Origin of the sequence: Peribacillus psychrosaccharolyticus ATCC 23296 (assembly GCF_000305495.1) — a bacterium.
Classification (GTDB): Bacteria; Bacillota; Bacilli; order Bacillales; family DSM-1321; genus Peribacillus; species Peribacillus psychrosaccharolyticus.
Genome location: NZ_AJTN02000193.1, coordinates 17688 through 42527, shown reverse-complemented (window position 1 = coordinate 42527; position 24840 = coordinate 17688). Strand labels below are relative to the sequence as shown.

At 40.4% G+C, this 24840-nt stretch carries 23 protein-coding genes and 1 pseudogene; 16 read left to right on the top strand and 8 right to left on the bottom strand.

Going from position 1 to position 24840, the window contains the following annotated elements; all coding sequences use genetic code 11:
- Positions 1 to 6: 6 nt before the first annotated feature.
- A complete protein-coding gene (galT, locus tag WYK_RS11575) occupies positions 7 to 1518 on the top strand; it encodes a UDP-glucose--hexose-1-phosphate uridylyltransferase (RefSeq protein ID WP_174391503.1) in 1512 nt (503 codons plus the stop codon).
- Between the two features lie 3 nt (positions 1519 to 1521).
- Positions 1522 to 2510, top strand: a pseudogene (locus tag WYK_RS11570) (LacI family DNA-binding transcriptional regulator).
- 61 nt (positions 2511 to 2571) lie between these two features.
- On the opposite strand, the gene WYK_RS11565 reads toward WYK_RS11570, so the two are convergent.
- Positions 2572 to 3234, bottom strand: a complete 663-nt coding sequence (locus WYK_RS11565) for a lysoplasmalogenase (protein ID WP_040374648.1) — start codon at positions 3232 to 3234, stop codon at positions 2572 to 2574.
- Positions 3235 to 3347: 113 nt separating this feature from the next.
- The gene (locus WYK_RS11560) at positions 3348 to 4616 is read right to left on the bottom strand and encodes a dicarboxylate/amino acid:cation symporter (RefSeq protein WP_040374647.1); all 1269 of its coding nucleotides are present in this window, start codon (positions 4614 to 4616) and stop codon (positions 3348 to 3350) included.
- A 260-nt stretch (positions 4617 to 4876) separates the two neighbouring features.
- Between WYK_RS11560 and WYK_RS11555 the strand changes: the two genes are divergently transcribed.
- From WYK_RS11555 to WYK_RS11545, 3 genes are all read left to right on the top strand, one after another.
- Positions 4877 to 5677: an alpha/beta fold hydrolase gene (locus WYK_RS11555; protein ID WP_040374646.1), complete on the top strand. Its 801-nt coding sequence runs from the start codon at positions 4877 to 4879 to the stop codon at positions 5675 to 5677.
- A 118-nt stretch (positions 5678 to 5795) separates the two neighbouring features.
- Positions 5796 to 6545, top strand: coding sequence for a threonine/serine exporter family protein (locus WYK_RS11550; protein ID WP_040374645.1), 750 nt, complete (start codon positions 5796 to 5798; stop codon positions 6543 to 6545).
- Positions 6546 to 6562: 17 nt separating this feature from the next.
- Complete coding sequence (locus WYK_RS11545; protein ID WP_040374644.1) at positions 6563 to 6997, top strand: threonine/serine exporter family protein; 435 nt, start codon at positions 6563 to 6565, stop codon at positions 6995 to 6997.
- A 63-nt stretch (positions 6998 to 7060) separates the two neighbouring features.
- On the opposite strand, the gene WYK_RS11540 is transcribed toward WYK_RS11545, so the two are convergent.
- Positions 7061 to 8599: a solute symporter family protein gene (locus WYK_RS11540; RefSeq protein WP_040374643.1), complete on the bottom strand. Its 1539-nt coding sequence runs from the start codon at positions 8597 to 8599 to the stop codon at positions 7061 to 7063.
- Between the two features lie 16 nt (positions 8600 to 8615).
- Entirely contained in the window at positions 8616 to 8951 is a 336-nt protein-coding gene (locus WYK_RS11535; RefSeq protein WP_040374642.1) for a DUF485 domain-containing protein, read from the bottom strand.
- Between the two features lie 236 nt (positions 8952 to 9187).
- On the opposite strand from WYK_RS11535, the gene WYK_RS11530 reads away from it, so the two are divergent.
- From WYK_RS11530 to WYK_RS11505, 6 genes are all read left to right on the top strand, one after another.
- Complete coding sequence (locus tag WYK_RS11530) at positions 9188 to 10171, top strand: efflux RND transporter periplasmic adaptor subunit (protein ID WP_040374641.1); 984 nt, start codon at positions 9188 to 9190, stop codon at positions 10169 to 10171.
- A 1-nt stretch (position 10172) separates the two neighbouring features.
- A complete protein-coding gene (locus tag WYK_RS11525) occupies positions 10173 to 10913 on the top strand; it encodes an ABC transporter ATP-binding protein (protein ID WP_040374734.1) in 741 nt (246 codons plus the stop codon).
- Positions 10861 to 12030 (top strand): ABC transporter permease, encoded by a 1170-nt coding sequence (locus WYK_RS11520; protein ID WP_235782491.1) that lies wholly within the window; start codon positions 10861 to 10863, stop codon positions 12028 to 12030. Before WYK_RS11525 ends, WYK_RS11520 begins: the two co-directional genes overlap by 53 nt.
- 77 nt (positions 12031 to 12107) lie before the next feature.
- Complete coding sequence (locus tag WYK_RS11515; RefSeq protein WP_040374640.1) at positions 12108 to 12788, top strand: response regulator transcription factor; 681 nt, start codon at positions 12108 to 12110, stop codon at positions 12786 to 12788.
- Position 12789: 1 nt separating this feature from the next.
- Positions 12790 to 14013 (top strand): sensor histidine kinase, encoded by a 1224-nt coding sequence (locus tag WYK_RS11510; RefSeq protein WP_040374639.1) that lies wholly within the window; start codon positions 12790 to 12792, stop codon positions 14011 to 14013.
- Between the two features lie 73 nt (positions 14014 to 14086).
- Positions 14087 to 14521 (top strand): PepSY-associated TM helix domain-containing protein, encoded by a 435-nt coding sequence (locus WYK_RS11505; RefSeq protein WP_040374638.1) that lies wholly within the window; start codon positions 14087 to 14089, stop codon positions 14519 to 14521.
- A gap of 48 nt (positions 14522 to 14569) precedes the next feature.
- On the opposite strand, the gene WYK_RS11500 is transcribed toward WYK_RS11505, so the two are convergent.
- Entirely contained in the window at positions 14570 to 15418 is an 849-nt protein-coding gene (locus WYK_RS11500) for a MurR/RpiR family transcriptional regulator (protein WP_040374637.1), read from the bottom strand.
- A 150-nt stretch (positions 15419 to 15568) separates the two neighbouring features.
- On the opposite strand from WYK_RS11500, the gene gnd reads away from it, so the two are divergent.
- The 5 genes from gnd (at position 15569) to WYK_RS11475 (ending at position 21269) form a co-directional block, all read left to right on the top strand.
- Positions 15569 to 16465 carry a phosphogluconate dehydrogenase (NAD(+)-dependent, decarboxylating) gene (gene gnd, locus WYK_RS11495; protein WP_040374636.1) on the top strand — a complete coding sequence of 299 codons (897 nt, stop codon included), beginning with the start codon at positions 15569 to 15571 and terminating at the stop codon, positions 16463 to 16465.
- A 50-nt stretch (positions 16466 to 16515) separates the two neighbouring features.
- Positions 16516 to 18069, top strand: a complete 1554-nt coding sequence (gene gntK, locus WYK_RS11490; protein ID WP_040374635.1) for a gluconokinase — start codon at positions 16516 to 16518, stop codon at positions 18067 to 18069.
- Between the two features lie 60 nt (positions 18070 to 18129).
- A complete protein-coding gene (locus WYK_RS11485) occupies positions 18130 to 19308 on the top strand; it encodes a NupC/NupG family nucleoside CNT transporter (RefSeq protein ID WP_040374634.1) in 1179 nt (392 codons plus the stop codon).
- A gap of 118 nt (positions 19309 to 19426) precedes the next feature.
- Positions 19427 to 20392, top strand: coding sequence for a peptide-methionine (S)-S-oxide reductase MsrA (msrA, locus tag WYK_RS11480; RefSeq protein ID WP_040374633.1), 966 nt, complete (start codon positions 19427 to 19429; stop codon positions 20390 to 20392).
- Positions 20393 to 20417: 25 nt separating this feature from the next.
- Positions 20418 to 21269, top strand: a complete 852-nt coding sequence (locus WYK_RS11475) for an STAS domain-containing protein (RefSeq protein ID WP_040374632.1) — start codon at positions 20418 to 20420, stop codon at positions 21267 to 21269.
- A gap of 230 nt (positions 21270 to 21499) precedes the next feature.
- On the opposite strand, the gene WYK_RS11470 is transcribed toward WYK_RS11475, so the two are convergent.
- The 3 genes from WYK_RS11470 to WYK_RS11460 form a co-directional block, all read right to left on the bottom strand.
- Positions 21500 to 23155, bottom strand: coding sequence for a glutamine--tRNA ligase/YqeY domain fusion protein (locus tag WYK_RS11470; RefSeq protein ID WP_040374631.1), 1656 nt, complete (start codon positions 23153 to 23155; stop codon positions 21500 to 21502).
- Between the two features lie 246 nt (positions 23156 to 23401).
- The gene (locus tag WYK_RS11465) at positions 23402 to 24142 is read right to left on the bottom strand and encodes an amino acid ABC transporter ATP-binding protein (protein WP_040374630.1); all 741 of its coding nucleotides are present in this window, start codon (positions 24140 to 24142) and stop codon (positions 23402 to 23404) included.
- 12 nt (positions 24143 to 24154) lie between these two features.
- Positions 24155 to 24820 carry an amino acid ABC transporter permease gene (locus WYK_RS11460; protein ID WP_040374629.1) on the bottom strand — a complete coding sequence of 222 codons (666 nt, stop codon included), beginning with the start codon at positions 24818 to 24820 and terminating at the stop codon, positions 24155 to 24157.
- Positions 24821 to 24840: the final 20 nt, after the last annotated feature.

Genomic DNA, 24840 nt, shown 5'->3' with positions numbered 1-24840 from the left:
AAATTGATAGGGATACAATTAGTACAACTGCTGATAAATAAAGCAATTAAAATTCAACTGTTGAACGCAGATGATGAAATATATGTGCGAAATCAGATGATGGGGCTGCTGCAAATTAAGCATGTGGAACCTTCTTTCAAGGCAGATAGTAAAGAGGATCTTCCAGATCTTCTTGAAAAACTAGTTGATTATGCGTGTGCAGAAGGAATGATCGAAGATTACGTTGATGAGCGTGAAATATTTGCAAGTAAACTCATGAATACGATGTTGCCTATGCCGTCACAAGTTAATGAAACCTTCTACCGGAACTATCGTAAAAGTCCCAAGGAGGCTACAGATTATTTTTATCGTTTCAGCCAAAACAGTAATTATATTCAAACAAAACGAATTGCCAAGAATATTCAGTATCAGGTATCAACTGAATACGGCGAAATGGATATTACGATTAACCTTTCTAAGCCGGAAAAGGATCCACGTCAAATTGCACTGGAAAGAAAAAAGGGGAAATCAGAAACTACGTATCCAACCTGTTTATTATGCATAGAGAATGTGGGGTATCCAGGACGAATAGGGCATCCTGCACGGTCTAATCATCGCTTGATTAAAGTGGATGTACCAGATGAAATATGGTATCTGCAATACTCTCCATACGTTTACTATAATGAGCATTGTATTTTATTATGTGAAGAGCATCGAGACATGAAAATCAGCAGAGATACATTTGAACGGTTGTTAGTTTTTGTTGAGCAATTTCCCCATTATTTCATTGGTTCAAATAGTGATATCCCGATTGTGGGCGGGTCTATTTTAACGCATGATCATTATCAGGGCGGTCGTTATGAGTTTGCCATGGCTAAAGCAGAGGAAGAGTTCGCTTTTACTTGGTCTACATTTCCGCACATGGAATGTGCCCTATTAAGGTGGCCGATGTCTGTTATCCGTATAAGGAGCAGTGAAAAAGATGAGCTCGTTGAAGCGGCAGAACTCATTTTGCAGGCATGGAAACAGTACAGTGATCCGGATCTTGAAATTTATGCGGAGACTTCCGGGAACAGACATAACGCCATTACACCGATTGCGAGAAATCGAAATGGTCAGTTTGAACTGGACTTAGTGCTTCGGAATAATCGAACGAGTGAAGAACACCCCATGGGTATATTTCATCCTCATGCGGAAGTTCATCATATAAAAAAAGAAAATATCGGCTTGATTGAAGTGATGGGTCTTGCGGTATTACCGGCAAGACTGGATGAAGAACTTCGTGCTGTGGGGAATTATTTACTTGATGAAACTCAACACATTGCAGACTATCATCGTGAATGGGCAGAGCAGGTAAAAGGAACGTATCGGAGTCAGATTTCACGAGAGACAGTTGATGAAATTCTTAAAGAAGAAGTAGGTAAAAAGTTTCTGCAAGCACTTGAAGATGCAGGGGTGTTTAAGCGTGATAAAGAGGGTCAACAGGGGTTCCATAAATTTATTCAACTTTTAACCAAGAACGAAGATAAGAAAGGATAACACATGGCGACAATTAAGGATATAGCAGAGAAAGCCGGGGTATCCATTGCAACGGTTTCCAGGGTACTGAACTATGATGCAACATTATCGGTTGGAGACGAAACGAAAAAAAAATCTTCGAAACTGCCGAGGAATTAGACTATAAAAAGCGTCCATCTCGAAAAGCAATCACACCAAAAATTGCTCTCATTCATTGGTACTCAGAGGCGGAAGAACTAAATGATTTATACTATATGTCGATCAGACTTGCTGTAGAAAAGTATAGCCAGCAGCACGGGTTGCAGGTTGTGAAGTTCTTTCAATATGATTTTGAAAAAATTAAGCAGGCAGATGTACAAGGGATTATTGCCATTGGAAAGTTTAGTCTTGAACAAGTGAAGGAACTTGCCCAAATAACTGACATGATTACCTTTGTGGACTCAAGCCCGGATGATGAGCAATTCGATTCAATTGTCATAGATTTCGAGAAGGCAACCCAAAAGGCTTTGGATCATTTTCTAACAAGAGGACATAAAAAAATTGGCTACATCGGCGGACGAGAAACATATAGAGATTATAAAACCAGTATCGAAGATCCAAGAGAAAAGACATTCAAGGCATACATGGCAGCAAAAAAGTTACTTGATGAAAGCAGTCTATATATTGGCAGTTTTACCGTGGATGACGGCTACTCGTTAATGAATCAGGCCATCCATGACTACGGAGAGAAACTGCCGACGGCTTTCTTTACCGGTAACGATTTGCTTGCCATGGGAGCGCTCCGAGCACTTCATGAAGCAGGCGTAGCGGTACCGGATCGGGTAAGTATCATCGGGGTGAATGATATAAGTGTATCAAAATATGTCTATCCACCCCTAAGTACCATTAAGGTCTACACCGAAATGATGGGGGAAACGGCTGTTGATACCTTGCTTGAAAGAATAGCAGGACGGAAAATTACTAAGAAAATCTTCATTTCAACCTCGCTTATTCTTAGAGATAGTAGTAATTAATCATCCAGAATCAGTAAAGTTTAGTAAAAAACAAATATTCAAAATAAAAAAGACTGACTCGTTAAGGTGTCAGTCCTTTTTGGATGGGGTTCTTAACAACAGCTAAACGAGTACTTATACTGTTAGCTATGAAAAATTGACCTCCATAGTAGGTGAGCATAATCAGCGGGTGGGAATAGGCAACTTCTGAGACAAACATATTCCATGAAAGAATAGAGTCGGATGCCACAAATAGCAGACCACCGACGACGGCAGACCGATTTCCAGTCATAATAGCAGTCCAGCCCATAATCGAAATCACTAGAATATAACAGATAACCGGGATCACCAAATTCGATTGGTCGTTCTGATTAAGTGCCTGCACAACCTGGGTTCCGATTATAAGAGAGTAAACCGCTATGGGCAGAATAGTTAGGGCGCGCAGCCAAGAAAACGTAAAACGTTGAAGGAAGGCCGCAATATAGAATAAATGTCCGATTAAAAAGGCGGACAATCCAACTATGAACCATATGAGCAGCCCATCGCCAAGCATGCAAAAAAACAATCCAACTAATATCAAGACTTGGTACTTCGAAAAAGCTTGTTTTAGTTTGTATGCATATAGAATCATTAATAACATGGGGATAATCTTAAAGGTGATTTTTACAGACAACGGTTCGTTAGGAATCAAGAATATATAAAGCAAACTCATGATGAGTATGAAAGCAGGCAGCCACTTTTTCAATGATAACCCTCCTCTTATCGTACTCCTAGTGTATTCGCTAACCATAGCTAGACTTCCTCTACTCTTCCAAAATAAAAACTCCCATTCTACAAGTAGAATGGGAGTTTTTATTTTTACGCAAGTTTGTTTTCATTTTTTAATGTTTTTTTCAGCCAATCTTTTCCTTCAACAAGACGAGTAACCATCATTGCACTAACGGTATTACCAGTAGAATTCAGTAAAGTTGCAGGTGCGTCAATAATGGTGGAGATGACAGCAATGATTGGAAGAGCTTCAATCGGGAATCCAAATACGGTTAAGATCAACATTTCACCGATCATTCCTCCCCCAGGAATCGCACCCATTACGGCACCAACCAGGAATGAAACACCAAGAATACTTAAAATACTAGTCATGCTTGTCATTTCCTTACCGAATAGGGTAAATAGGAAAACAATCTTTAAAACGCCGCCAAACACGGAACCATCTTTATGAAGATTAGCGCCCAGCGGAATAATCGTTTCAGCAATATCCTTTGGCACCCCCATCTTACGAACATATTCCAAGTTCACAGGAATACTTGCAGCACTTGAGCAGGTGGCGACTGCCGTAACGGAAGGCGGCAGCACGTTTTTCCAATAAATCTTAACCCCTTCTTTACCTCCAGCAATGAATGCATAAAGCGTAAAGAAGCCAAAGTAATAAATCAGGGCAAGAACAAGATATAAAGCAAAGGCGCGTGCATACCCTTCAAGAATTTGCGGTCCAAGCTGGCCAATAATGGCTGCAAAATAACAACCAAGACCAATTGGAGCATAGTACATAATAATCTTAACCATTTTCATCATTACGGCCGTACCAGCTGATAGGAAGGCGGTGACCGGCTTAGCCTTTTCACCGGCTAAAGCGGCAGAAAGTCCAAATAAGATGGAAAAGACAATTAGTTGAAGCATATTACTTTTTGAGAATAGTTCTGAGAAATCCGATACAGTAAACGTCTTAACAAGCTGACCAAGAATCGTAACCTCTTCAACAGCTGCCTCTGGATCGCCGTCTTTCATTAATTCTTGAATCGCAGTGGTATCAGTATTCTCTAACGGATTAATGACAATCGTTCCTAAGAAACCGATAACCGCTGAAATCAGGGCGGTCCCCAGAAAAACAAGCAAAATGCTGCCTAGTATTTTGCCAAGTCTCGCCATTTCATTCATGCTGGCTATTGCGGATGTAATACTGAAAAAGACCAATGGGACAATAATCATGAACATTAGATTAAGGAATAAGTCCCCTAGCGGTTGAACAATTGCTGTTTTAGGTCCCCAAATAACCCCAGCAATTCCACCAATAAGTATGGCGGTTAATAAGACCAGTGAAGATCGATAATTTTTAAATATATGTTTCAAGCTGCTACAACCCTTTCTTTCTATAAATAAGGCTGAAAAAAGTAAAACCTACGAAATTATATTATAACGGTTTGAACAGTGATTAGGAATCAATTTTATAGAAGATTGTTATGTCGGTAAAATGTTATTATTTCCATTTGGCATGCAGTCTACGGTGAAATCCATGGAAATTACCGCTATATGAAAGGAAAACCCACTGTATGTAACGAAGAGATATAGAGAAGTCTAAGGAACAAAAATAAGTACGTGGAGGGGTTTGTATGGCTTTTTTGACGATTGAGGAAGGTGTCGAAGTCTTTTATGAAGAAAAGGGGCAGGGAAGACCGGTTATTTTTCTTCATGGTGTTTGGATGAGCAGCCGCTTTTTTGCTAAACAAGTTCCTTATTTCTCCGAACACTACCGTTGTCTTACGTTAGATTTTAGAGGACATGGACGCTCTACAGAAGTTCATACCGGCCACACGGTAGCATCCTATGCCAAGGATTTGCATACTTTCATAGGGAAATTAAACTTGAAGGATGTTGTACTCGTCGGCTGGTCGATGGGAGCATTTGTTGTTTGGGATTATCTTAAACAATTTGGAGGAGAAAATATTCACTCAACAGTTATTGTTGATGAATTAGCATCAGACTTCAAATACCCTGGTTTTGATATAGGTGCTTTCGATATAGAGAGTTTAACGACATTTATGACTGAAATTCAAACCAATCGAACGGCATTTCTAGAGGGATTTCTTGCTTCCATGTTTAAAGAGAAGCTTCCGGCTGTTGACGCAAAGTGGATGCTCGATGAGGTGACTAAAATGCCGGAATCGATTGCAAGCGCCATTCTATTTGATCAGTCTGTTGTTGATTATCGCGAATTTCTTCCTAACATTACAGTGCCCACATTGCTCTGTTTTGGCAGGGAAGAAAAAGTGATTCCGGTTGCTGCAGGAGAGCATTTGCTTGAACAGATCCCAAATGCAAGATTAGAAATTTTCGAAAATAGTTGTCACTGTCCATTCTGGGAGGAAAGTGACCAATTCAATCATCTGGTTGATGAGTTTATACGAGATTAATAGATGAACGAGTAAAACGGTTATCATTTGATAACCGTTTTTATTATAAAGGCTTTGCTAATCACAAGAATGTTCGATACGATGGTAACATTATTTGGATTAAGAAGGGAAAGAAAAAATGAAACCTGCTATTACCTATGAAATTATTGAGGTTAGCTTACTCGCAGGGAAAATTATGCTCCAGAGCGGTGCTGAAACGTACCGGGTTGAAGATACGATGAGTCGTATTTCAGCAGCATATGGAATATCCACTTCACACTGCTATGCAACACCGACAGCACTCATTTTCTCGATGGAGGGAGAGAATCCGACAAAATTAGTCCGGATATCTGAGCGATCTACTGACCTCAATAAGGTTACTCTGGTTAACGGCATATCTCGGCAGATCTCTGCCGGGGAACTGTCAGCAAAAGAAGCACTCACTTCTTTAAAAGAAATTGAGCTTGCTGATCATACTTACCCGATCTGGCTGCAGATCTTTTCGGCCTTCATTTCCAGCGGTTGCTTTTTAATCATGTTTCAAGGACAGTGGAATGATTTCTTGTTAGCCTGTTTAGCAGGAGGATTAGGCTTCTCCGCTTTAATTTATCTGCATAAACTGCTGGAAATGAAATTCTTTGCTGAATTTCTTTCGTCTTTTATTATTGGAGTAGTCGCAATACTGACTGTGCGTACAGGAATAGGATTGGAAGTAGATAAGATTATTATTGGCTCAGTTATGCCACTCGTACCGGGTCTGTTAATTACGAATGCGGTTAGAGATTTAATTGCTGGTCACCTTATGGCTGGGGTGGCAAAAGGTGCGGAAGCCTTTTTAACTGCCTTTGCGATTGGCATAGGCATTGCAGCAACATTTATTATTTTTTAGAATGGCGGGAATAGCAGATGATTGAACAGCTTATTACCAGCTTCATAGCATCAGCGGCCTTTGGAATCATCTTTAGTGCTCCAAAGGAATCCCTGGTCAAATGCGGCTTTGTAGGAATGGCTGGCTGGTTTTTATATTTCCTGCTTTACAGCAGCAATGTCAGCAGCATTATGGCAACCCTCGCAGCAACACTGTTGGTTGCAATTATCAGCCAAATTTTTGCCAGATACTACAAAACACCCGTTATCATTTTCAGTGTGGCAGGCATTATCCCGCTTGTACCTGGCGGATTATCATATGACGCCATGAGAAATTTTGTGGAAAACGACTATAACATGGCACTTCAGCTTGCTGCTCGTGCTTTTATGCTTTCAGGAGCAATCGCCATGGGTCTTCTCTTTTCAGAGGTAATCAACCAATTAATCAAAAAATCAAAGCAAGTCAAAAACTAAGCTGTATTACATTGTTACCAAAAAAGACCGAAGCTGCTTTCTGCAGCTTCGGTCTTTCCTTGATTATGCGGTAGGTCCTTTATACCCTGTATTGGCTTTAACGAGTATTTCATCAAATTTCTTTTGGTCTGCCTTTTTACTTGATAATAATGTGCCGGCAATAGCGGCAAGAAAACCAATTGGAATGGAGAAAATACCAGGGTTTTCATATGGGAAGAGCGGTTCACCAGTTAGGATAGCTGCCCCTTCAGGAGACCAGACATTTGGGCTTAAGAAGACAAGCAGCAGCGATGTAAGTAAGCCGACAAGCATGCCTGTGACAGCTCCGGTTGTATTAAAACGTTTCCAGAAAACAGTGAAAAGGATAATAGGCAGGTTGGCACTCGCGGCAACGGCAAACGCAAGTGAAACTAGGAAAGCTACGTTCATTTTTTGGGCGAACAGAGCTAGAATAATAGATAGGATGGAGACGCCAATGGATGCCCAACGAGCTGCAACCACTTGTTCCTTATCAGTAGCTTGTCCTTTTCTAAGGATATGACTGTAAAAATCATGTGCAAAGGCAGAAGCTGCTGAGAGTACGAGCCCGGCGACGACCGCTAAGATGGTCGCAAAGGCTACAGCAGAGATAAAGGCAAAGAGGAAGTCACCGCCAAGGGCTTCTGCAAGGAGTGGTGCCGCCATATTCCCAGCAACGTTTGCTTCAACAATTGTGTCATATCCAACGAATGCTGCCGCTCCAAAGCCAAGGAAGATAGTCATTACATAGAAGATACCGATAATCCAAGTAGCATAGACAACGGACTTCCTCGCAGTGATAGCGTCCTTTACTGTAAAGAAACGGATGAGGATATGAGGCAGTCCAGCTGTCCCAAGAACAAGTGCTAGGTTAAGAGAAATTGTATCAATAGGGTTCTTAAATTTATTACCGGGATTAAGGAAACTTTCGCCTAATGGTGTGGCGGTTTTCATTTGTTTAAACATTTCGAAGACACTGTAGTCAAATTTAGCAAGAACGATGAGTGAGATGACAAAGGTGCCGCCCATTAAGAGAACGGCTTTAATGATCTGCACCCAGCTCGTGGCCATCATGCCGCCAAATACTACATACACAGTCATCAGAATGCCAACGATAATAACCGAATACACGTAGTCAATACCGAGTAAAAGTTTAATAAGTGCGCCTGCTCCAACAAGTTGGGCGATCATATAGAATATGGAGATTGTAATAGTGTTAAGGGCAGCAACTCCACGGACTTTCTTTTCGTTAAATCGAGCAGCAATCATATCCGCCATTGTATATTTCCCTAAGTTTCGCAGCGGCTCTGCGACCACATAAAGAACAACTAGATAGGCTACTAGAAAGCCTATGCTATAAAAGAAACCATCAAAACCTGAAAGCGCTACCATTCCGGCGATACCTAAAAATGAAGCTGCCGACATATAATCGCCTGCAATGGCCATTCCATTCTGCCAGCCGGTCAGGCTGCTGTCAGCCGTATAAAAATCGCTTGTAGTTTTCGTACGGCGGGAAGCGATGAAGGTGATTACAAGAGTAATACTAACAATAATTAAAAACAGTGTGAATGCCAACATATTCATGACTAACTTCCCCCAATCAGACTTTGTTTTCTTGAATAATCTTCTCCACCATTACATCGAATTTAGCAGCACGTTTAGAATAAATCATACAAAGCGACCATGTCATGATGAACTGAGCAGAAGCAAAGAGCCAAGCCCAACTGATGGAACCAATTGCAGGCTTGTTAAGAAAGGTTGTGTAGGACGTTAAAACAGGCAGAGTAAAGTAAAAAACCATAAAAAAGAGCGACATAGGAATGATGAACGCGTACTTTTTCTTAATCAGTTCTTGAAAGGATGGTGAATTTGCTATTCGGGTATAATCAGTCGCATCTACCGCTTTCTTTTTTGCTAGTGATCCATTTCTAACCAAATTAATCTCCTCCTTTTTTTCTTCGTGACAGCTCTATTTTTTCAAAATATTTCCTTTCTCTATTATATAGATATGTTAATTAATTGTAAATTCAGAAAATTATATTTACGTTTTACCTTTTATTTGGACAAAGAAGTTTAGTTCATTCAATAACGATTCCTTAAGGAAAAGTTAAGGTTTCACAGAGAGAATAAGATTATTGAGACGACATACCTGAATAAGGAGGAGAAGGATTTATGAAGAAATGGATAGTGAGTATTATTGTAATTGTCGTAATCGCCGGAGCATGCTTCTGGTTTTTTAACAAAGATCAGCGTGGAGAGGCTTTCTTTAATAAGACAATGGCGGCGACGGTTGAAAAAGGTGATCTAAAGGTAGAAATCAGCGGTTCTGGAACAATTGCCTCTGTATATAGTGAAGATATTAATGCCGCTTCTTCTGGTGAAGTGGATGAAGTTCTTTTTGATGTGGATGATGTAGTTGAAGAGGACGATGAACTGGTTACGTTCACGGATGGCAGTGACCCAATAACTGCACCAGCAGACGGAACGATCACTTCTCTAGATGTCGAAAGCGGGAATCGGTTAGCTGGAAGCGGTACGATCGGACACATTACGAATTATAAGAAGCTGCAAACGGTGATTAGCGTTGATGAACTGGATATATCAAGTGTGAAAAAAGGACAAACTGCTGAAATTACTGTTAGTGCTTTTCCGGATGAAACATTCACTGGAAAAGTGACAAAGGTAGCTAAGGAAGGTACAAATGAAAATGGTGTTTCAAGTTTTGAAGTCATCATAACCTTCGATAAGATAAAGGATTTGAAAATTGGTATGTCTACTGAAGCTAAGGTTTTAACCGAAAGTAAAAAAGAAGTGGTATATGTACCGATTGAAGCTGTTCAAACCAAAGGGAATGAAAAATATGTCACGATTCAAAAGTCGGCTGGAACGGATGAAGAAACAACCGCGACTTCAAAACAAACAGTAGAAATTGGGATTAATAATGATCAGTACATTGAAATTAAGAGTGGAGTAGAAGAAGGGCAGATTGTTCAACTTCCTATTACGATTTCAAATGAAAGCTCCAGTGGTTCAGGCAGCCGAGAAGGCGGCATGGAAAGAGGCATGTCTAATGGAGGCGGCATGGGCGGCATGCCTAGTGGAGGAGGAGGCACACCTCCAAGCGGCGGAATGGGCGGCGGAAATGGTGGCAAATAATATGGCTAAATCTCTTATTACAATTACGAACATGTCGAAGTCCTATGAACTAGGTGGAGAGACAGTCAAAGCCTTACAGGAAATCTCTTTGCAGATTAATGAAGGTGATTTTATCTCCATCATCGGTCCCTCCGGCTCAGGAAAATCGACTTTTATGAATATGATCGGCTGTTTGGATCAGCCGGATACGGGTCATTATCTTTTAGATAACCAAGAAGTAAATAAGTTAAATGATAACCAGCTGGCAGCCATTCGCAATGTGAAAATCGGTTTTATCTTTCAAAATTTCAACTTACTAGGTAAGTTGACAGCTTTGGAAAATACCGAGCTTCCACTTGTTTATCGCGGACTTGGAACAAAGGAACGGCGGGAAATTGCGATGAACTGTCTGGGAAAGGTTGGATTGAGCGATCGGCTGAATCATATTCCCAGCCAGCTTTCGGGGGGGCAGCAGCAAAGGGTGGCTATCGCACGGGCGTTGGCTGGTAATCCACCGGTTCTGTTAGCAGATGAGCCGACGGGTGCGCTAGACAGTAGAACGAGTCAAGAAGTGCTGGGGATGCTCAAGGAGTTGAATGCGAGAGGGCAGACGATTATCTTGATTACCCATGATCTCGAAGTGGCGAAAGCCGCATCGCGCGTGGTAAGGATCCATGATGGCAGGTTATATGAAGATGGAGGTGTGTGGCTTGAATCTGAGAGAATCAATGAAGATGGCAATAAGGAGTATCAAAACCAATAAAATGCGTGCATTCCTGACAATGCTTGGCATTATTATCGGAGTCGCATCGGTTATCGTTTTAGTCTCCATTGGACAAGGGTCCTCCAAGTCGGTAAAGGATCAAATTAATGGGTTGGGTACCAATCTTTTAACCGTTAATATTACTGATACGGAAGCAGTTGTGCTAACGGATGAAATGGTTACAGAATTAGCAGACTTACAAGGAGTATCAGAGGTTTCCCCTGTCGTTACAGGCAGAGTTTACGCTAAGAATGGGTCGGAGTCTGCTCAGGTCAGTATGACTGGAACGAATGCAGCGTATTCCTCAGTAAAAGATCTTGAACTAAGTCAGGGACGTTTTTTGTCGGATCTAGATAGTGAGTTACGGTTGAAAAATGTTGTACTTGGATCCGATACGGCTGAAACTCTATTTGGGAATGGAAAAGCCGTCGGCGAAACGTTCCAAATTGGCGGCATTTCCTATCATGTAGTGGGTGTTCTTCAATCAAAAGGAACATCCTTGGGTTCAAGCGGCGACGATGTTATTATTGCGCCGATTTCAACGGCTAAGCGGGCTCTAAAAAGTATGGCAATCGGCTCTGTTTATGTAAAAGCAGAAAGCGAGGATATGCTGACCCCTGCCATGTACAGGATTCAGGGTACACTGACAAGTCTATTTCCTAATCAAAGTGATAACTACAGTGTATCGAATCAAGAAGATTTAATGGAAACAATGAGTTCGGTATCTGATACGATGACGCTTATGCTCGGTGGAATCGCGAGTATTTCTCTACTTGTCGGCGGCATTGGTATTATGAATATTATGTTGGTGTCAGTATCAGAGCGAACGAAGGAAATTGGGATTCGAAAAGCGATCGGTGCTGACCGAAAATCCATATTGCAGCAGTTTCTGCTTGAAGCAGTTGTCTTAAGTTCTATGGGCGGCTTAGCGGGAGTAGTGATTGGAATCGGCTTGGCTGAATTAGTGTCAGCAACAGCGGGACTAACAATCAGCTTGTCCTTTTCAATTACAGCACTTGCTTTCCTGTTTTCCCTATTTATTGGTGTTATCTTTGGGGTTTTCCCAGCAAACAAAGCATCAAAATTAAATCCCATTCAAGCATTACGCTACGAATAAAATGCCGGACCATATATGGTACGGCTTTCTTTTGATATACGGGTAGAATAAAATGAAGCTAAAAGGAGTTCTTGAGGGTGAAGGTGCTGGTAGTAGAAGATAACTTATCTTTGCTGGAATCGATTAAACAAATTCTTTCAGATGAGTATGAAGTAGATACAGCTGATAATGGTGACGACGGATTATTTATGGCTCAACAGAATATTTACGATTGTGTGGTACTTGATGTGATGCTGCCTGGAATGGATGGCTTTGAAATCGTTCAAAAATTGAGAGCTGAGAAACTAGATACAAATGTTTTATTTTTAACGGCCAAGGATGCGCTGGAGGACCGGGTAAAAGGCCTTGAGATGGGTGGAGATGATTATTTGGTCAAGCCTTTTCAAGCTCCTGAACTAAAAGCGCGGATTCGTGCTTTACTGCGCAGGAGCGGTATTCTTTCCATGGATATTCATACTAAATACCGAGGGATGGAATTGCTCAGCAAAGAAAGAGGCATGGTCGTGGATGGGCAGCCTGTTAAAATCACGCTTAAACAATATGAACTGCTGGAATACTTGATTCAGAACAAAGGAAAAATTTTAACCCGTGAACAAATCTTTGATCGAATATGGGGATTTGATTCAGATACAACGATTGCAATTGTAGAGGTATTTATTCATCATTTACGAAAAAAGCTGGAGCCCTTTCATTATCAAAAAGATATTCAAACAGTACGAGGAATTGGGTATATGCTGAAGGCCTCAGAAGGGGAATAATATGTTCCAAAAAACAAGATGGCAGTTAACTATATTAAATTCAATTGTTTTTATTGTTTTATTGGCTATCCTTAGCAGGGCTGTTTATTGGTACACCGAGACACAAATATATAAAGAAGTGAATGGATCGCTCATAAAAATGTTGGAAGAAGACCGCCCGATGAAGGGGAAAAATCCCCAAGGAAGATTTCTAATTGGCCCAGAACCAAGCAGTATTATCTGGGGACCTGATCAGCAGATTATTGAACCAGTAATCAATGAGAATAATCCCTTGCAGGGCAAAGAAAAAGAGTTGTATCCAACTGTTTTCAATTCGGTAGAAGAAGTCAAAGCAGGCGACGCTAATTTTCGTTCATTGGCAGCCAAGCTTCAGACAAGCTATGGAGAAATTACGATTCAATTTATTCGTAATGTAGATTCAGAAAAAGCGCTGCTTAATCGGTTGATGCTTATCCTGCTTGTCGGCAGCGGGATCGGCAGCTTAGTCGCGATAGGTGCAGGGTATTTCCTTGCCGGCCGCGCATTGGTTCCAATCAAGAAAACCTGGGACAATCAACAAAGATTTGTATCAGATGCTTCTCATGAGATTCGGACGCCGCTTGCTGTTATCCAAGCAAAAACAGAACTGCTTTTTCAAAGTCCAAGTGCAACGGTTGAAGAGAAGGCTGTTGATATCTCGATTATCTCAAATGAGGTAAGACGCCTTAATAAGCTAGTCAATAGCTTATTGACGTTAGCTCGATCTGACTCAAATCAGATTGAGCTGAACAAGACTCACTTTTTGCTGAATGAGGAAGTAGACGATATTGTTCTGCAATATGAGGATATTGCTGAATACCAAGGTAAGAAAATAAAAAATAATACAACAGAAAAAGATATTTTGTTTGTAGGCGACCGAGAAAGAATTCATCAGCTTCTAGTTATTTTAGTGGATAATGCCATGAAGTTTACAAGTGATGGAGGAGTCATCGCTCTTTCGTGTTCTAAAACGGCTTCATCCGTCATTCTGAAAGTAGAGGATAATGGAAAAGGTATTCCTGAGCAGGAAATTCCGAATATTTTTAATCGCTTTTATCAGATAGATACTTCCAGGAATGCTAATCAGGGAGCCGGACTTGGCCTATCAATTGCGAAATGGATTGTGGATATTCACCTTGGAACGATTAAGGTTAAGAGTGAACCAGGTCTAGTCACCAGTTTTGAAGTGACCCTTCCAGCTAAATAAAAACCAATGAATTAAGGGAAAGTTAAGGAAGATTATTCATACTGACCTTATTAGATAAGGAGTGTGAATAATATTGAAACAGGTTCGGAAGATTCACTTTTGGATTGGTATCGTCGCAATGGTCTTTTTACTTATTCAATCAATAACTGGTTTAACCTTGTATTTTAACAAAGAGGAACCACAGCTTGGAGGACAGCCTAACAATATCCAGCAAGGCTGGGACCCTGCTAGTCAAGACACGGAAGAAACTGCAACAGATGAAAATGCTTCACAAGACGAATCTCAAGCTGTACAAGGGAAAGGGCCAGGCATGGAAGGCGGAGGTCAGGCTGGTGTAAGGCAACGCCCAGAAGGTATGCCTGGGGAGGATTCAACGGTAAAAAACATCCATGAAGGCATTATGGGGTTAATTAGCGGCATTGGTCTGCTGCTTATGAGTGTAACAGGACTGATTCTGGCAATCATGATGGGTCTAAATAAAAGAAAACAAAAGAAAAGAAAAAAATAATGATAAAAAGAGAAGCCGTCATTTTGACTCCTTCTCTTTTTTATCCCTTTATTCCATTCTGGTCCCTGAAATCGTTGTGCGTATCTTATTAAGGGCCTGCTCGGAATCCTTTTTATTTCTCATCATCACATTTGCATAGAGAGCATCAATCAAGCTGAGTTGACCAATTCTTGATGCCAGTGCTTCTGAGCGGTATTCGGTTTCTTCGGAGCTGGTAAGCAGCGTCACATCGGCATGATTACTTAGATAGGACTTTGGATAGCTTGTAATGGCAATCGTATGGGCGCCATTTTCATTAGCCGTATTGAGAATGTTCAGCGTATCTTTATTTGTCCCTGAATGAGAAATAATGACGGCCACGTCCTTTCCAGTGAGCTGGGATGCAGACATAAGCTGGAAATGGGAATCGATGAAAGCAAACGATTGAATGCCGGTTCGGATAAATTTATGGTAGGCATCCATAGCAATAACGGCTGATCCGCCCGTACCGTAGAAATGAATGCGTGATGCATGAAGTAAGAGCTGAACGGCTTTGTTAAGGGACGCCTCGTCTAAAACCTGTAAGGTATATTCAAGGGTCTTAATATTCGATTTGAAAATTTTTTCAGCAACTATTCGTTCATTGTCATCTTCTTTAATTTCTTCAAGTATTTGCTGAGCGGGGGTCATGATCTCCGAAGCCAGTGCGATTTTCATCGCTTGATAGCCTTTAAAACCAACCCGTTTGCAAAACCGAAACACTGTTGCATCGGCTACATTCAGCTTTTCAGCCACTTCATTGATTGTACTGTGAATGATGGTCTGAGGATGGTTAATAATATATTTTGCAATTATTTTTTCTTTATCGCTTAAACGGGCATAATTAGAACGGATGGTTTGTAAACAACTAGTTGACATAGTGTAAGCCATCTCCCATATTTTTTCTTTTTCAAAAGTATAGCATATAAAAATTATAATAAAATAACTGCTTAAAGGTTTAAATTTTAAAAAAATTTACATATAATTAATAAGTTATGAAAAAATATTTCACTAGAGGAGTCAATAATAATGAAAATTGGATTAATAGGTCTTGGGAAGATGGGCTACAATCTTGCTCAAAATATACTATCTCATAAACATGAAGTAGCAGCATTTGATGTAGATGTAAATAATGTGAATAAAGTGAAAGAAGCAGGCGGTATTGGTGCAGCTTCAATAAAAGAACTAGTTGCAGGATTAGAGGCACCACGCGTAATTTGGATGATGGTTCCTGCGGGTGAAATCACTGAATCCGTATTAACTGAGTTAAAAGAACTGCTTACGCCTGGTGATATTGTGATTGATGGAGGAAATTCTAATTATAAGGACTCAATTCGCCGCGCAGACGAATTGGCTGAAACAGGCATTCATTTCTTAGATGTAGGCACAAGCGGCGGGATGGCAGGTGCTAGAAATGGTGCTTGTACGATGATTGGCGGTAATCCAGATGCTTTTGCAACGGTTGAACAATTATTCCAAGATATCTCGGTCGAAAATGGATACCTATACGCTGGTAAAAGTGGAAGCGGTCATTATCTAAAAATGGTTCATAATGGTGTGGAATATGGCATGATGCAATCCATTGCTGAAGGATTTGAAGTACTTGATAAAAGTGACTTCGACTTTGACTATGAAAAAGTTGCCCGCGTTTGGAATAATGGATCGGTGATTCGATCATGGTTAATGGAATTAACTGAAAATGCTTTTTCAAAGGATGCACATTTGGACGAGCTAAAAGGAATCATGCATTCATCTGGTGAAGGAAAGTGGACACTAGAAACTGCATTAGATTTACAAGTGGCAACACCAGTTATAGCGATGTCTCTTATGATGCGTTACCGTTCATTAGAAGATGATACGTTTTCAGGCAAAGTAGTCTCGGCATTACGCAATGAATTTGGCGGCCACAGTGTAGTAAAAAAATAACCTGTTAAATGGGTGACTTTTGATGCCCTGTCGAGGTACAGGGAGGGTAAATGATGAATACGAAGTATGTAATTGGTGTAGATATAGGTACGACCAGTACGAAATCGGTACTGTTTACAAAAGAAGGCCGAATTATCTCAACTCATGGCGTGGAATACCCATTATACTCACCCACTCCTGAAACAGCAGAACAGGATCCGGATCTGATTTTTACAGCGGTGATTGAATCAATTAAAGAGACGATGCAAAAAGGAAAGATCCCTGTTGAAGATCTTCTATGTGTATCATTTAGCTCAGCTATGCATAGCTTAATTGCTGTAGACCGTAATGGACATCCTTTAACTCAATGTATAACTTGGGCAGATAATAGGAGTTCGGAGTGGGCGAAGAAAATCTCAGAAGAAATGGATGGACATAGCCTTTATTTACGGACTGGTACTCCCATTCACCCAATGTCCCCGTTAGCAAAATTAACTTGGATTAAACACGAGTTTCCAGTAATCGCGGCAAGTGCGTATAAATTTATATCAATAAAGGAATATGTATTTTATAAGCTATTTGGCCGATACGTCATTGACTATTCAATTGCTTCTGCCACTGGTTTATTTAACCTCAAAGACCTTGATTGGGATAAAGGCGCACTTGAAGTGGCTGGAGTTACCCGAGACAAACTTTCAGAACTAGTTCCACCTACGTATCATTTGTCAGGATTAGCTGAAGTATTTGCGAATGAATTGGGAATAATGAAGAATACACCTTTTGTAGTAGGTGCAAGTGACGGTGTACTCTCCAATCTTGGCGTAAATGCAATCAAGCCAGGCGTCGTGGCTGTTACGATTGGGACAAGCGGTGCAATCAGGGCTGTGACTAATAAACCTGTAACAGATCCAAAAGGGAGAATCTTTTGCTATGCATTAACAGAAGACCTTTGGGTGATTGGCGGTGCGGTTAATAATGGCGGAATGATTTTTAGATGGGCACGTGATCAGCTGGGTGCTTCTGAAATAGAGGCAGCTAAACGTCTCGGAATCAATTCTTATGAATTATTAACCGAACTTGCGTCTAAAGTAAATCCAGGTTCTGATGGCCTTCTCTTCCATCCTTATCTAGCAGGTGAGAGGGCTCCGTTATGGGATGCGAATGCGCGAGGTTCATACTTTGGTCTCAGCTTACACCATAAACGAGAGCATATGATCCGTGCTCTTTTAGAGGGAGTTATTTTTAATCTGTATACAGTGCAGCTAGCATTAGCAGAATTAATTGGTAAACCGGAGCAAATCCATGCTACTGGAGGATTTGCCCGATCCGGATTATGGCGTCAAATGATGGCAGATATCTTTAATCAAGAAGTGTCCGTTCCAGAAAGCATTGAAAGCTCTTGTTTAGGTGCAGCTATTCTTGGTATGTATGGAATTGGTGAGATAGACTCCTTAGATGTTGTTTCAAAAATGGTTGGGGGATCACACCGCCATATGCCCATACATGAGAATGTTGAGGTTTACAGTGAATTGTCGCCAATCTTCATTCGTATCTCTCGTATGTTAAAGGATGAATACCAAAATATAACTGATTTCCAAAAGAAACACATAAAAATTGGAATGTAAGTCAGCCGCTTGTGTAGAGATGACCACCTAGAGCTTATTACAACTCAGTGGAGGGAAAAAATGAAGTTTCTAATTGCTATTGTAGGACTTCTTGTTGTTCTTGGCTTGGCCTACTTAATAAGCAGTAACCGAAAAAACGTTAAGATCAAACCGATTCTTTTAATGGTTGTGATCCAGCTTCTTCTAGCTTACCTATTACTAAATACCAAGTTTGGCTTAGTGGTTATTGAAGGAATAGCAGGTGCATTTTCTAAGCTGCTTACTTACGCTGGTGAAGGAATTGCCTTTGTGTTTAGCGGAATAGCAAATGATGGAGAAGCACCGTTTTTCTTAACCGTACTTCTGCCTATCGTCTTTATTTCAGTATTGATTGGGATTCTTCAGTATTTTAAAATCCTACCGTTTATTATGAAATGGATTGGCTTCCTGTTGAGTAAAGTCAATGGAATGGGGAAGCTTGAATCATATAATGCTGTAGCATCTGCTTTGGTAGGGCAATCTGAAGTGTTTATCACGGTGAAAAAACAGCTGGGAAAACTGCCGCCTAATCGTCTATATACATTGTGTGCTTCAGCAATGTCTACAGTATCCATGTCCATTGTTGGTGCCTATATGACAATGATTGAACCTGCCTATGTTGTAACAGCTATTGTGATTAACTTATTCGGCGGATTTATTATTGCATCCATAATTAACCCTTATACGGTTACAGAAGAAGAAGATATCTTAGTCGTACAAGAAGAAAAGCAAAGCTTTTTTGAAATGATCGGCGAATATATTCTGGATGGATTTAAAGTAGCGATTATTGTTGCAGCGATGCTGATTGGATTTGTTGCACTGATAGCCATGATCAATAGCTTGTTTAATATGATTTTTGGAATCAGCTTCCAAGAAATCATTGGTTACATTTTTGCACCATTTGCGATTCTTATGGGAATTCCAGTTGCAGAGTCTGTAACCGCAGGCGGTATTATGGCAACAAAACTCGTCACGAATGAATTTGTGGCTATGATTGATCTCGGAAATGCTCAAGCAAACTTGAGTGAAAGAACAGTAGGGATTATCTCGGTATTCCTTGTCTCTTTCGCTAATTTCTCCTCAATCGGTATTGTCGCAGGAGCGGTTAAAGGATTGGATGAAAAACAAGGCAATGTTGTGGCTCGTATGGGATTAAAATTACTGTATGGAGCAACGTTAGTTAGTGTCCTGACTGCAATCATTGTCAGTGTTATCATATAACGATTAAAGCCGGCAGCAAGTGTGTCGGCTTTTTCTTATGTGCTTGAAAATTTTAAATTCATTGAAGGATGGACTATACTTATGGAAAGAGAATTTACTGGCAAGGGGTAAGTTTGCAATGGAATGTGAGAACAATCAATTAACGGTTGAAACCGCTATATTTGCGGGTGGATGCTTCTGGTGCATGGTGTCGCCTTTTGATCAAAAGGAAGGCATTATTGAAGTAGTCTCAGGTTATAGCGGAGGCAGCATAGAAAACCCAACGTACAGCCAAGTGAAAACAGGACAATCTGGACATATGGAAGTAGTGAAAATAACCTTTAATCCTGAAATAATTACCTATGATCAACTCTTGGATATTTACTGGCAGCAAATCAATCCATTTGATGAAGGCGGACAGTTTTCTGACCGCGGGTCAGCGTATCAAAGCGTAATTTTTTACCATAATCAACAACAAAAAAAGAAAGCGGAACAATCAAAAATTGATTTGGAAGAAAGTGGACGATTTGACCGGCCTATTGTTACAAAAATCTTACAATCTAAGCCTTTTTATCCAGCTGAAGAATATCATCAAAATTTTTATCAAAAAAATGCTTTTCGGTATGCACTTTATCAAAGAAGTTCAGGCAGAGAAGCCTTTCTTAAGAAATATTGGCCAAGAGACCGAAGTAAATTAAAAGATGCCCTAACACCTATGCAGTATTATGTTACACAGGAAAACGGAACAGAGCAACCGTTTGACAATGAATATTGGCAGAACGATAAAGAAGGAATATACGTTGATATTGTCTCGGGGGAACCGCTATTTTCATCAAAGGATCAATATGACAGCGGGTGTGGCTGGCCTAGTTTCAAGAAGCCAGTTATGTCAGCGAGTGTAGTAGAAAATATTGATTTAAGTCATCGTATGACAAGAACTGAAATTCGCAGTCGAGAAGCAGACTCTCATCTAGGACATGTGTTTGAGGAGAGTAACAAGAGTAAACGTTATTGTATTAATTCAGCAGCACTGCGGTTTATTCCTAAGGAATGTTTGGAAGAAGAAGGGTACAGTGATTTTCTCATTTTATTTCGAATGAAGTAATCGCGAGTTAGAGGGGAGAGTATTTATGAGAAATATAGATAAAGAATTGTACCAATACATCTTAGATCATTCGAGTTTGATTACGGAAAACTGGCTGAATATGCGGGAAAAACAGGATGGATCCATCTACTCGGTTAATGCAGCTGGTGGAGTTGAACAACAATTGAGAACCCAGAATACACTTACCATTACCACGGTCACAAGTGCCCTGCTGGATGATTGCGATATATTTAATGAAAGTATGGTGGAGTGGGCGTTAATCGTTGCTGAGAGCAGAGTCAAAAGTGATACACCCATTTATGAGGTGTTAGAAGCGATAAATAAGGTTCGGGAAATCTACTGGAAAACAATTGTTACATTTATAAATGACATGGACAAGGTTACGAAAGAGGATATTATCCGTTGGAACTTTGTCATTCATAAAGCCTTTGACAGGCTGATTGGAAGATTTACTGAACTATATTATGAGTTAACAAGTATGCGTTTGAACGCTCAGCAGGAACTAATTAATGAGTTGAGTGCCCCTGTCATTCCGCTGGTTGACTCAATTGCTGTTCTGCCTTTAACAGGTGACATCGATACACACCGTGCAGGCAGGATGCTTGAGAATGTTGCGGAGAAATGTTCGGCTGCTGAGATTTCACATCTTTTTATTGACCTCTCCGGTGTTACAATAGTAGATACGATGGTGGCTCAACAACTATACCAGGTAACAAAAACATTATCTTTATTGGGAATCAATTCGACAATCTCAGGGATCCGGCCAGAAGTGGCTCAAACTTCAATTCAGCTTGGCCTGGATTTCAGCGGAATTTCAACACACAGCACCTTAAAACAAGCTCTGCAGCGGGCAGGCATTAAGCTGCTTCAAAACTAACAGCCTTGAACTTAGTTTTTATAAATACCCAATGGGGTATAAAAATCAGCTCAGACGGGAATATGATCCTTCTTGACGGGAATACACTAATCTCAGACAGGAATCAGGCTACACCAGACGGGAATAATGCGATTTTGACAGCGAAAAATTTCATTTTTAGTCAAGATACCCCTGGTTAAATAAGAAAAGCAGAAAAAACCCCTCTTCACATTTGTGAAGAGGGGTTTAACTTATAGCTTAAATGAACTTTTTAGTGAGACAATTTGGTTGAAAACCAGGTTGTCTTTTGTTGTGTGTTTTGGATCAACATTATAGTATCCGTGACGGAAGAATTGGAATTTATCCTGTGGATTAACTTGCTTCATGTTTGGTTCAACAAACCCATTCATGACTTCTAACGATTGCGGGTTTACACGCTCTAGGAACGTTTTTTCTTCCTCTTCTTCAGTCGGATTTTCATCCATGATTAACGGTTGGTAATTGCGGAATTCTGCAGGGATAGAATGATTAGCATCAACCCAATGCAGCGTACCTTTTACCTTACGGCCCGTAAATCCACTGCCGCTCTTTGTTTCTTTATCATATGTGCAATGAAGTTCGATAACATTTCCTTCTTCATCTTTTATGACTTCTTCACACTTGATGAAGTAAGCATGCTTTAGACGCACTTCGTTTCCTGGGAAGAGACGGAAATATTTTTTGGGAGGATTCTCCATGAAATCTTCTTGCTCTACGTAAATTTCACGAGAGAATGGAATTAATCTAGATCCCATTTCCGGATTTTCTGGATTGTTTTCAGCTTCAAGCCATTCTACTTCACCTTCTGGATAGTTCGTAATCACGACTTTAAGTGGTTTTAGAACACCCATAGTACGTGGAGCCTTCAATTTCAAATCTTCACGGACAAAGTGGTCAAGCATCTGTGAATCAATCGTACCATATGCTTTAGAAACCCCAATTTCTTGGCAGAAGTTACGTATAGCTTCTGGAGTATAACCGCGGCGTCTTAATCCAGAAATAGTCGGCATCCGTGGATCATCCCAGCCGTCAACATATCCTTCTTCAACCAACTGGCGGAGCTTCCGTTTACTCATTACCGTATTGGTTAAGTTCAAACGGCCGAACTCATATTGCCTTGGAGTGTGCTGCATTTCACAATTTTTGACGATCCAATCATAAAGAGGACGTTGATCCTCAAATTCAAGTGAGCAAAGGGAGTGAGTTACTCCTTCAATGGCATCTTCAAGCGGGTGAGCAAAGGCGTACATTGGATAGATACACCATTTATCGCCTGTATTGTGATGCTCTGTATGAGAAATACGGTAGATAACTGGATCACGTAAATTAATATTCGGGGAAGACATATCAATTTTTGCACGCAGCACCTTTTCGCCGTTTTTAAATTGACCATTGCGCATTTTTTCGAACAAATCGAGATTTTCATTAATAGAGCGATCGCGGTATGGACTGTTTTTACCTGGTTCAGTGAGTGTACCGCGATACTCGCGGATTTCATCTGCACTAAGATCATCTACGTAGGCTAATCCTTTTTTGATCAGTAAAAGTGCTCTCTCATACATCTCATCGAAATAATCTGATGCAAAGAACAAGTTGTCCCATGTATAGCCAAGCCACTCGACATCTTCTTTAATTGAGTTTACATACTCGACATCTTCCTTAATTGGGTTCGTATCATCAAAGCGGAGATTAGTCTCTCCGTTAAATTCATCGGCTACACCAAAATTAAGAATAATCGCTTTTGCATGCCCGATATGCAAATAACCATTTGGCTCTGGAGGGAAGCGAGTAATAATGTGGTTATGCTTGCCGGATTCAAGGTCTTCTTTAATAATCGTTCGTACAAAGTTTGGAGAATTATTTTCCATAATTAGACCTCTTTCTTAAATATTCTACTTATAATTTTACCTGTGAATATACCATAAATACAGACTTTTTTCCATGCCGATGGCTTTAAAGCCGATATCTTGGGTCATTTATAAATATACGGTTATAGAAATAGTAACCAAATTATCGTTGTGTTAGACAGATTTTTGCATCCATTGTCTAGACAAACCTTTATGACTTACTGTTTGACATAGAAAAACCCGCACCTTATTAGGATGCGGGTTTTATTAAAAGACAGTTGTTTGTAAAAATTCTTTTGTGCGTGTCTCTTTTGGATTGGTGAAGAATTCCTCCGGAGGACCGCTTTCAATCACGCGTCCTTCTTGCATGAAAACAATCCAGTCACTCACTTCACGAGCAAAGCTCATTTCATGTGTAACGACAACCATCGTCATTCCATCTTCAGCAAGCTCTTTCATTGTAGATAACACTTCACCAACAAGCTCTGGATCCAGGGCAGAGGTAGGTTCATCGAAAAGCAGAACATCAGGTTTCATGGCCATCGCACGTGCGATAGCTACCCGCTGTTTCTGACCGCCGGACAGCTTGCTTGGATAAACATCTGCTTTATCTTCCAGCCCTACTTTACGTAGAAGCTCTTTTGCTTCGGCAAGTGCTTGTTTTTTTGGGACCTTTTTAACATGAACAGGTGCCTCAATGATGTTATCAATGACAGTCATGTGTGGGAATAGGTGGAAATGTTGAAAGACCATTCCAACTTTTTCACGGACTTTATTTATATTCTGAGTTTCTGGGTTAACTTCTTCACCCTCGATTAAGATTTGTCCGCTGTCTCTTTTTTCAAGGAAGTTCAAGCAGCGAAGCAGGGTGCTTTTACCAGAACCACTTGAACCAATCAGACAAACTACATCACTTTCAAGTACTTTCATATCAATATCCTTTAGAACATGTAAGTCACCAAAGGATTTATTTAAATTTCTGATGCGAAGCATGACTCTTTTCTCCATTTACATATCCTCCTATCGATCACTTATGGATAATTTCTTTTCAATTAAGTTAACTATGATCGTTAAGATAGCGACAAGGATTAAGTAATATACCGCAACGATCAGTAAGTAGGTCATTTCATCAAAGTTATTAGAACCGAGTGTGGTTGCCACATTAAACAATTCATCCATGGAGATAAAGGCGGCAAGAGATGAATCCTTTAGTCCAATAATAAATTGGTTGCCAAGTGGCGGAAGAGCACGACGGAAGGCTTGCGGAAGAATAATACGGCGCAAGGTCAGAGCGGGGCTCATTCCGAGAGAACGGCCGGCTTCAAGTTGTCCTTTTTCAATAGATTGAATGGTACCACGGAAAATTTCCGCAATATAAGCACCATTGTGTAAGGCGAGTGCGAGCGATGCTGCCCAAAAATCCGGTAGTAAAAAGATGCTGCTAATTCCGAAATATAAGATGAAGATTTGAACGATTAATGGGGTACCCCTGACAAGGTAAATATATACATCTGAAATATACCCAAGAATTTTAATATTAGATACTTTTAATAGTGCAAAAAACAGACCAATGATTATCCCTACTACAATTGAAACTACGGTGAGCTCCAGGGTAAGGAGCATGGCGTCTATAAATACATTTGATTTTCCAAAGAATGTTTCGAAAAAATGTGACAAACTAGGCAAATGGACAACTCCCCTTCTGT